Raw genomic sequence first — 10,908 nt, 5'->3', positions numbered from 1 at the left:
TACGTTCGATGGCAAACGAAGACAAGCTCCGGGGCTACCTGAAGCGGGTCACGGCCGACCTGCACCAAACCAGGCAGCAACTGCGGGAGATCCAGGGCCGGGAGCACGAGCCGATCGCGATCGTCGGCATGGCCTGCCGCTACCCGGGCGGGGTCACCTCGCCCGAGGAGCTGTGGCGGCTCGTCGCCGACGGCGTGGACGCGATCTCCGAGTTCCCCACCGACCGGGGCTGGGACGAGAACCTCTACCACCCCGACCCGGACAATCCGGGCACGACCACGGCCAGGACGGGCGGCTTCGTCTACGACGCGGCCGACTTCGACGCCGGCTTCTTCGCGATCTCGCCGCGTGAGGCGTTCGGGACCGACCCGCAGCAGCGGATGTTCCTGGAGTCGTGCTGGGAGGCGTTCGAGCGCGCCGGCATCGACGCGAACTCCGTGCGCGGCAGCCGGACCGGCGTCTACGCCGGCGTCATGTACCACGACTACTTCCGCGCCGAGGCGCTCGGCAGCGTGGTCTCCGGCCGCGTGGCGTACGCGCTCGGCCTGGAGGGCCCGGCGATCTCGGTCGACACGGCCTGCTCGTCGTCGCTGGTGGCGCTGCACCTGGCGGCGCAGGCGCTGCGGCGCGGCGAGTGCTCGCTGGCGCTGGCCGGCGGCGTGACGGTGATGGCGACCCCGAACACCTTCATCGAGTTCTCCCAGCAGCGGGGCCTGTCGGCCGACGGCCGCTGCAAGTCCTTCGCCGACGCGGCGAACGGCACCGGCTGGAGCGAGGGCGTCGGGGTGCTGCTGCTGGAACGCCTGTCGGACGCGCGGGAGAACGGGCACCACGTCCTCGCGGTCATCCGCGGCAGCGCGGTCAACCAGGACGGCGCCAGCAACGGGCTGTCCGCGCCGAACGGCCCCTCCCAGATCCGGGTGATCAGGGAGGCGCTGGCCGACGCCGGCCTGTCGCCCTCGCAGGTGGACGCGGTGGAGGGGCACGGCACCGGCACCACCCTGGGTGACCCGATCGAGGCCCAGGCGCTCATCACCGCGTACGGGCAGGAGCGGGACCAGCCTCTGTGGCTGGGCTCGCTGAAGTCGAACATCGGCCACGCCCAGGCCGCCGCCGGCGTCGGCGGCGTGATCAAGATGGTGATGGCGCTGCGCAACGAGACGCTGCCGCGCACCCTGCACGTGGACGAGCCGTCCACGCACGTGGACTGGTCGGCCGGCGCCGTCGAGCTGCTCACCGAACCCCGGCCGTGGGAGTCCGGCGAGGCGCCCCGCCGCGCCGCCGTCTCGGCCTTCGGCTTCAGCGGCACCAACGCCCACCTGATCCTCGAAGAGACGCCCGCCGAGCAGGACGACACCGCCGAGCAGGCCGGGCTGAACCTGCCACTGGTGCCCTGGACGGTCTCCGCCAGGGACGGGCAGGCGCTGGCCGCGCAGGCCGACCGGCTCGGGACGTGGGTGGCCGCGCGGCCGGACCTGCGCGTCGAGGACGTCGGCTGGTCGCTGGCGACCGGCCGGGCCGCGCTGGACCAGCGCGCCGTGATCGTGGGGGAGACCCGGGACGAGCTCCTGGCCGGTCTCCGGTCGCTGGCCGACGGCGCCACCGCCGTCACGGGCTCCGGGGCGGGAGGCAGGATCGCCTTCCTGTTCGCCGGGCAGGGCAGCCAGCGGGCAGGCATGGGCGCCGCGCTCGCCCAGGCGTTCCCGGTGTTCGCCGCCGCGCTCGAAGACGTCTGCAAGGTCCTGGACCCGCTGCTGCCGCACCCCATCAGGGACGTCATGTTCACCGACCCCGACGGGGTGCTGGACGAGACGGGCATGACCCAGCCCGCCCTGTTCGCCTTCGAGGTCGCCCTGTACCGGTTGCTGACCTCGCTGGGCATCGAGGCCGACGTGCTCGCCGGGCACTCGGTCGGCGAGCTCGCCGCCGCGCACGTCGCGGGGGTGCTCTCGCTCGGCGACGCCTGCGCGCTGGTCGCCGCGCGGGCCCGGCTGATGCAGGCGCTGCCCGCGGGCGGCGCCATGCTCGCCGTCGCCGCCCCGGAGGAGCAGGTCCTCCCGCTGCTGGCGGGGCGTGCGGACCGGGCCGGGATCGCCGCCGTCAACGCGCCGGGCGCGGTCGTCGTCTCCGGCGCCGCCGCCGACCTCGACGAGATCGCGCAGGAACTTGAGGTGCGGCAGGTGCGCACCCGCCGGCTGCGCGTCTCACACGCGTTCCACTCGCCGCTCGTCGAGCCGATGCTGGAGGAGTTCCGGCAGGTCGCGGAGTCCCTCACGTACGGCGAGCCCGCCATTCCCATCATCTCCGACGTGACCGGGCAGAAGGCGCAGCCCGGCCAGCTCGCCGACCCGGGCTACTGGGTGGACCACGTCCGCCGGGCGGTGCGCTTCGCCGACGCCGTCGCCACCGCCAGGGCCGGCGGCGCCACCGTGTTCGTGGAGGTCGGCCCGGACGGGGTGCTGACCAGCCTGGCCAGGCAGACGCTCGACGGCGACGACGCCGCGTTCTTCGTCAGCGCCACCCGCAAGGACCGCGACGAGGCCCGCGCCTTCGTGGAGGCCGTCGGCCGGCTGCACTGCCGGGGCGTCGCCGTCGACTGGGACGCCTACTTCGCCGACGCCGTCCCCCAGCGCGTCGACCTGCCCACGTACGCCTTCCAGCGCAAGCGCTTCTGGTTCATGCCCGGCGCCGCCCCGGCCGAGCAGGCGCCCGACGGCTCCGTCGACCCCGAGTTCTGGGCCGCGGTCGAACGCGAGGACGTGGCCGCGCTGGCCGCCACCCTCGGCATCGAGGACGGTTCCCCGCTGGCCGCCATCCTGCCGGCGCTGTCGTCCTGGCGGCGCCGGCGGCGCGACCAGGACGTGCTCGACTCCTGGCGGTACCGCGTCACCTGGACGCCCGTCGGCGCGCCCGGCGGGAAGCCGCCCGCGCTGTCGGGCACCTGGCGCGTCGTCGTCCCGGCGGAGCGGGCCGGCGGCGACGCGGTGGCCTGCGTCGCCGGGGCGCTCGAACGGCACGGAGCCCGGTGCGAGGTCCTGGAGGTCACCGCCGACACCGGCAGGGACGGCCTCGCCGCGCTGCTGGGCGGGGACGAGGCGCCGGCCGGCGTGCTCGCCCTCCACTGCGACCTGCCCCGGACGGTCACGCTGATCCAGGCCATGGACGACGCCGGCGTGGCGGCGCCGCTCTGGATCGCCACCGACGGCGCCGAGAGCGTCAGCCGGGCCGACCCGGTCCGCGACCCGGAGCAGGCCGCGGTCTCCGGGCTCGGCCGGGTCCTCGGCCTGGAGCACCCCGCCCGCTGGGGCGGTCTCGTCGACCTGCCGGAGACGCTCGACCAGCGCGTCCTGGCCCGCCTGGTCACCGTGCTCGCCGGGATCGAGGAAGAGGACCAGCTCGCCGTCCGCGCGTCGGGGATCTTCGCCCGCCGCCTGTCCAGGGCGCCCAGGGCGCGGACCGACTCGGCCGAGCGCTGGCGGGCCCGCGGGACCGTACTGATCACCGGCGGCACCGGCGGACTGGGCGCGAACGTCGCGCGGTGGCTGGCCCGCGACGGCGCCGAGCACCTCGTGCTCACCAGCCGGCGCGGCGCCGACGCCCCCGGCGCCGCCGCGCTCGTGGCCGAACTCCAGGAGCTCGGCGCGCGGGTGACGGTGTCCAGGTGCGACGTGGCCGACCGCGACGCGCTCGCGGCCCTGGTCCGCGAGATCGAGGCCGACGCCCCCGTCCGATCGGTCTTCCACACCGCGGGCGTGCCCCACATGCAGCCCCTCACCCGGCTCGGACGCGACGAACTGGCCGACGCCACCCAAGCCAAGATCGTCGGGGCCGCCAACCTGGACGCCGCCTTCGACGGGCCGCTCGACGCGTTCGTGCTGTTCTCGTCCGGCGCCGGCGTCTGGGGCGGCGCCCTGAACGGCGCGTACGCCGCCGGCAACGCCTACCTCGACGCGCTGGCCGCGCACCGCCGCTCCCGCGGCCTCGCCGCCACGGCCGTCGCCTGGGGCTTCTGGGACGCCGCGGGCGGCGGCATGACCACGCTCCTCGACGAGGAGGACGCCCGCAGGACCGGCGTCCGCTACATGGACGCCGGCCTGGCCATCGACGCCCTGCGGCAGGCCCTGGACGACGGCGAGACCAACCTGGTCGTCGCCGACGTCGACTGGGAACGCTTCTTCCCCGTCTTCACCGCCGCCCGGCGGCGGCCCCTCCTCGACGGCGTCCCGGAGGCCGTGGCGGCGCTGCGGAAGGAGGCGGAGACCGACTCCGAGACCTCCGAGCTGCGCGCGAAGCTGCTCCCGCTGAGCGCGGACGAGCAGGACCGGCTGCTGGTCGCGCAGGTGCGCGAGCAGGTGGCCGCCGTGCTCGGGTACGCCCCCGGCGAGGTGGAGGTGGACCGGGCCTTCAGAGACCTCGGCTTCGACTCGGTCACCGCGGTCGAGCTGCGCGGCAGGCTCAACGCCGCGCTGGGCGTGCGGCTCCCGGCGACCGTGGTCTTCGACTACCCGAACGTCAAGGCGCTCGCGACCCTGGTACGCGGCGAGATCCTGGGCACCCGGACGGAGGCCGGGCCCACCGGCGAGAGCCGCGGGCCGGTCTCCGACGACCCGATCGTGATCGTCGGGATGAGCTGCCGGATGCCCGGCGGCGTGACCAACGCCGACGACCTCTGGCGGCTGGTCGCCGAGGGCGGGGACGCGATCTCGCTCCTCCCGGACGACCGCGGCTGGGACGTCGAGGGGATCTACGACCCGGACCCCGAGGCCCAGCTCGCCTCGTACGTACGGGAAGGCGGCTTCCTGCGTGACGCGGCCGAGTTCGACCCCGAGTTCTTCGGCATCAGCCCGCGCGAGGCCCTGGCCATGGACCCGCAGCAGCGGGTCCTGCTCGAAGCGTCGTGGGAGGCGATCGAGCACGGCCGGATCGAGCCCGGCTCGCTGCGCGGCACCCGTACCGGCGTCTTCGTCGGCGCGGCCTACGAGGAGTACGGCCGCCACTCCGACCAGGTCCCGCTGGAATCCGTGGGGCACCTGGTCACCGGCACGCTGAGCAGCATCGCGTCCGGCCGGGTCGCGTACGCGCTGGGGCTCGAAGGGCCCGCGGTGACAGTGGACACGGCCTGCTCGTCGTCGCTGGTGGCGCTGCACCTGGCGGCACAGGCACTGCGGAACGGCGACTGCGACCTGGCGCTGGCCGGCGGCGTCACCGTGATGTGCACCCCGCTCGGCTTCATCGGCTTCAGCCTGCAGGGCGCGCTCGCCCGGGACGGGAGGTGCAAGCCCTTCGCCGGTGCGGCGGACGGGTTCGCCCTGTCGGAGGGCGTCGGCATGCTGCTGGTGGAGCGGCTGTCGGACGCCCGCCGCAACGGGCACCCGGTGCTGGCGGTCGTCAAGGGCTCGGCGATCAACCAGGACGGTGCCAGCAACGGCCTGACCGCGCCGAACGGCCCCTCCCAGCAGCGGGTGATCCGCCAGGCGCTGGCCAACGCCGGGCTGTCGGGCGCCGAGGTGGACGTGGTCGAGGCGCACGGCACGGGCACGACGCTGGGCGACCCGATCGAGGCCCAGGCCCTGATCGCCACCTACGGCCAGGAGCGGGACCAGCCGCTGTGGCTGGGCTCGGTCAAGTCGAACATCGGCCACACCCAGGCCGCCGCAGGTGTGGCCGGGGTCATCAAGATGGTCATGGCCATGCGCCACGGGCTGCTGCCGCGGACGTTGCACGTGGACGAGCCGTCCCCGCACGTGGACTGGTCGGCCGGGGCCGTCGAACTGCTGACCGAGGCCCGGCCGTGGGACGTTCAGGACCGCCCGCGCCGCGCCGCAGTCTCCTCCTTCGGCATCAGCGGCACCAACGCCCACGTGATCATCGAGCAGGTGCCGGGCACGGACGAGGAGCCCGAGCCCGTTGACGGGCCGCCGGTGGTGCCGTGGGTGCTGTCGGGCCGTAGCGCGGAGGCGTTGCGGGCCCAGGCGGGCCGGTTGGCCGATGCGGTGGCCGGGGTCCGGCCGGTGGACGTGGGCTGGTCGTTGCTCGGCCGCTCGGTCTTCGATCACCGTGCGGTGGTGCTCGGCGCTGACCGGGAGGAGCTGCTGGGCGAGGGCGCGGTGCGGGGTGTGGCGGGTCCGCTCGGCAAGACGGTGTTCGTTTTTCCCGGTCAGGGGTCGCAGTGGCTCGGCATGGGGGTGGAGCTGCTGGATGAGTCGCCGGTGTTCGCGGCGCGGATGGCGGAGTGTGAGGCGGCGCTGTCGGAGTTCGTGGACTGGTCTCTCACCGGTGTGTTGCGCGGTCAAGAGGGTCTGGACCGCGTGGATGTGGTGCAGCCGGTGTTGTGGGCCGTGATGGTGTCGCTGGCCGAGGTGTGGCGCTCGCTCGGGGTGGTCCCGGCTGCGGTGGTGGGCCATTCGCAGGGTGAGATCGCCGCTGCGGTCGTGGCGGGCGCGCTGTCGCTTCGGGACGGCGCGCGGGTGGTGGCACTGCGAAGCCAGGCCATCGTGGCGCTGGCCGGGCAGGGCGGCATGGCATCCATCCCGCTACCGGCCTCGGAGGTGGCGGTCGACGACCGGATCTCGATCGCGGCCGTGAATGGTCCTTCTTCGACGGTGGTGTCTGGTGATGCGGATGCCATCGAGGAGTTCCTGGCTCGGTATGACACGGCGCGGGCGCGGCGGATCGAGGTGGACTACGCCTCGCATTCGGCTCATGTCGAGGCGATCGAGGAGGAGCTGGCGAGGCTGCTGGCCCCGGTGACCCCGCAAGCAGGCGAGGTGCCGTGGTACTCGACGGTGCGGCAGTGCTGGCTGACCGGGACCGAAGTGGACGCCGCGTACTGGTACGAGAATCTGCGGCGGACGGTGTGGCTGGAGCCGTCGGTGCGGGCGCTGGCCGAGCAGGGTCATGGGGTGTTCGTTGAGGTCAGTGCGCATCCGGTGTTGACGATGGCGGTGCAGGAGACGGTCGAGGACGTTCTGGCCTGTGGCACGCTGCGCCGCGACGACGGCGGCCTGCGCAGGTTGTGGACCAGCGCCGCCGAGCTGTGGGTACGCGGCGTGAACGTCGATTGGGCGCGGGCGCTGGAGCCCTTCGCCCCCCGGACGGTCGACCTGCCGACCTACGCCTTCCAACACCAGCACTTCTGGCTCGAGGAGCGCACCGCGAGCGCGGGTGACGTCGGCGCCGCCGGGCTCGGGGCGGTCGGACACCCCCTCCTCGCCGCCGCCGTCTCGCTGGCCGACGCCGACGGCGTGCTGCTGACCGGCAGGCTCTCGCTGAAGACCCACCCGTGGCTGGCCGACCACCAGGTCAACGGCCAGGTGCTGCTGCCCGGCACCGCGTTCGTGGAGCTGGCCGTCAGAGCGGGCGACGAGGCCGGCTGCGACCTGCTCGAAGAGCTCACCCTGCAAGCACCGCTCATCGTGCCCGAGCGCGGCGCGGTCCAGCTCCAGCTGGCCGTCGGCGCCCCCTACGAGGACGGGCGTCGGCAGCTCACCGTCCACACCCGGCCCGACGGCGGAGCCGCCGACGACCCGTGGACCTGCCACGCCACCGGCGTGCTCGCGCCGGAGGCCGCCGCGCCGCCCGCCCAGGAGACGGCCGCTTGGCCGCCCGAGGGCGCGCAGCCGCTCCCGATGACCGGCCTGTACGACTGGCTCGGCGCGGTCGGCTTGGGCTACGGACCCACGTTCCAGGGCCTGAAGGCGGCCTGGAAGCGCGACCAGGAGCTGTTCGCCGAGGTGGCGCTGCCGGAAGGGACCGAGACCGGCGGATTCGGGCTGCACCCGGCGCTGCTCGACGCCGCGCTGCACAGCGTCGCGCTCGACGCGGCCACCGCCGAGGACGGGCCGCGGATGCCGTTCGCCTGGACCGGCGTGCGGCTGCACGCGACCGGCGCGACCTCGATCCGCGTCCGGCTCACCCCTCGCGGCACCGACGACGTGACGCTCGCCGTCACCGACGCCACCGGCGTGCCCGTCGCGCACGTGGACTCGCTGATCCTGCGCCCGCTGCCCGCCGACCTCGGCGCCGAGCAGCGCGCGGCCGGAGAGGACTCGCTCTACACGCTCGAATGGGCGCCGGTGCCCGCCGGCGAACCCGCGGGCGAGCAGCGATGGGCCGTCATCGGCGACCCGTCCGAGCTGGCGGCCGCCGGGATCGACGCGGCCGCGCACGCCGGCCTGGCCGAACTCCTGGCCGCCGGATCGGTGCCCGAATGGGTGGTCGTCCCGCTGGACGGCGAACCGGGGCCCGATCTGGCCGCGGCGGTCGCCGACCGGACCTGCCAGGTGCTGGAGCTGCTGCAGACCTGGCTGGCCGAGGAGGGCTTCCCCGCCTCCAGGCTCGTCCTCCTCACCCGCGGCGCGGTCGCGACCACGGCCGAGGACGAGGTGCCGGACCTGGTCAACGCCGGGGTCTGGGGCCTGGTCAGGTCCGCGCAGTCGGAGAGCCCCGAACGGGTCGTCGTCCTCGACCTCGACCGTGACGCCGACTCCTGCCGGGCGCTGCCCGCCGCGCTCGCGACGGGCGAGGCACAGCTCGCGATCAGGCAGGGGACGCCGTACGCGCCCCGCCTGGCCCGGCCCGGGGCCGACGGCGCGCTGACCCCGCCGGCCGGGGCCGCGAACTGGCGGCTGGACGTCACCACCCGCGGCACGCTCGACGACCTCGCGCTGCTGCCCACCCCGTCGGCGGCGCTCGCGCCCGGCCAGGTCCGCATCAGCACCAAGGCCATGGGCCTGAACTTCCGCGACGTGCTGATCGCCCTGGACATGTATCCGGGCGACGCGCCGATGGGCGGCGAGGGCGCCGGCGTCGTCATCGAGGTGGCCGGCGACGTCACCACGCTCGCGCCCGGCGACCGGGTGATGGGCATCGTCGACGGCTTCGCCCGGGAGGCGGTCACCGACCACCGGCTGCTCGCCCGCATCCCGGACGAGTGGACGTTCGCCCAGGCGGCGTCCGTGCCGATCGCCTTCGTCACCGCGTACCACGCCCTGGTGGACCTGGCCGGGCTCCAGGCGGGCGAGGCGCTGCTCGTCCACGCCGCCGCGGGCGGCGTGGGCACGGCCGCCGTGCAGCTCGCGCACCACCTGGGCGCCGAGGTCTACGGCACCGCCAGCGAGAGCAAATGGGACGCGGTACGCGAGCTGGGCGTCCCCGCCGAGCGCATCGCCTCGTCCCGGACGCTGGAGTTCGCGCGGACCTTCGCCCCCGGCGTGGACGTCGTGCTCAACTCCCTCGCGGGCGAGTTCGTGGACGCCTCCCTGGGCCTGCTGCGGCCGGGCGGGCGCTTCATCGAGATGGGCAAGACGGACGTACGGGACCCGGCCGGGCTGCCCTCGGTCCGCTACCAGAACTTCGACCTCACCCTGCTCGGCCCGGCGCGCACCGGCGAGATCCTGGCCGACATCGCCGCCCTGTTCGCGCGGGGCGCGCTCCGGCTCCCGCCGATCAGCACGTGGGACGTCCGCCGCGCCCCCGACGCGTTCCGGTATGTCGCCCAGGCCCGCCACATCGGAAAGGTCGTGCTGACCGCGCCGCCCGCCCTCGACCCCGAGGGCACCGTGCTCGTCACCGGCGGCACCGGCGCGCTCGGCGCCCTGGCCGCCAGGCGCCTGGTCACCGAGCACGGCGTGCGGCACCTGGTCCTGGCCAGCCGGCGCGGCCCCGACGCCGGCGGCGCGGCGGCGCTGGAGGCGGAGCTGACCGGGCTCGGCGCCACCGTGACGGTCGCCGCCTGCGACGCCGCCGACCGCGACGCCCTCGCCGCGCTGCTCGCGAGCATCCCCGCCGAGCATCCGCTGACCGGGGTCGTCAGCACGGCCGGCGTGCTCGACGACGGGATGATCTCCTCGCTCACGCCGGAGCGCGTCGAGGCTGTCATGCGCCCGAAGGTGACCGCGGCGGCCAACCTACACGAGCTGACCGCCGATCTCGATCTGGCGCAGTTCATCCTGTATTCGGGCGCCGCGGGCATCCTCGGCAGCCCCGGCCAGGGCAACTACGCCGCGGCGAACACGTTTCTGGACGCGCTCGCCCAGCACCGCCGCGCCCGCGGGCTGGCGGCGACCTCCCTGGCCTGGGGCCTGTGGTCGCCGCAGAGCGGCAGCGGCATGACCGGCCACCTGGACGAGGCCGACCTGAGCAGGCTGAGCCGGTCCGGCATGGGCGCGCTCGGCCTCGAAGAGGGCCTCGGCCTGTTCGACCGGGCGCTGAGCGTGGACGAGGCGGCGCTCGTGCCGATCCACCTGGATCTCGCCACGCTGCGCGCGGGCGCGGCCAAGGGGTTCGGCCACCCGCTCTTCCGCGGCCTGGTACGCATCTCCACGCGCCGCGTGCTGGCGGCGGAGACGCCCCTCGGCGACTCGCTCACCGACCGGCTGGCCGCCCTGCCGGAGGCGGAGCGGGCTCCGATGCTCCTCGACCTGGTACGCGGCCACGTGGCCGCCGTGCTCGGCTTCGCCGGGCCGGAGTCCGTCGAACCGGGACGGGCGTTCAAGGACCTCGGCTTCGACTCGCTGACCGCCGTGGAGCTGCGCAACCGGCTCAAGGCGGTCTCGGGACTGCGGCTGCCCGTCTCCCTGATCTTCGACTACCCCAACGCCGCCGCGCTGGCCGGGCACCTGCTGGAGGAGCTGGCGCCACCCGCGCTCAGCGCCGAACAGCAGGTCCTGGCCGAGCTCGACCGGATCGAGGCCAGGCTGGCCGTCATGGCGGCCGAATGCGCCACCGCCGGGGAGATCACCGCCCGGCTCGAACAGCTGGTCTTCTCCTGGAAGGAACGGCACCAAGAAGCCGGCGCCACCGCCGACGACGTGGCCGGCCAGCTCAGCTCGGCCACGGCCGACGAGATCATCAGTTTCATCGACAGCGAGTTCGGACTCTCCTGAGCAGGCGTCACCGAAGGCTAGG

General features: G+C 74.7%; 1 protein-coding gene. It reads left to right on the top strand.

Annotation, left to right across the window (positions count from 1 at the left end; all coding sequences use genetic code 11):
* Nucleotides 1-8 precede the first annotated feature (8 nt).
* On the top strand, nucleotides 9-10,886 hold the full coding sequence (locus H4W80_RS26225) for a type I polyketide synthase (protein ID WP_192787523.1): 10,878 nt from the start codon (nucleotides 9-11) through the stop codon (nucleotides 10,884-10,886).
* The last annotated feature ends 22 nt before the right edge of the window (nucleotides 10,887-10,908 follow it).

It is taken from the genome of Nonomuraea angiospora (assembly GCF_014873145.1).
GTDB classification, from domain to species: Bacteria; Actinomycetota; Actinomycetes; order Streptosporangiales; family Streptosporangiaceae; genus Nonomuraea; species Nonomuraea angiospora.
Note: the sequence above shows the minus strand (reverse complement) of the source record. Positions and strands in the feature narration are given on the sequence as shown.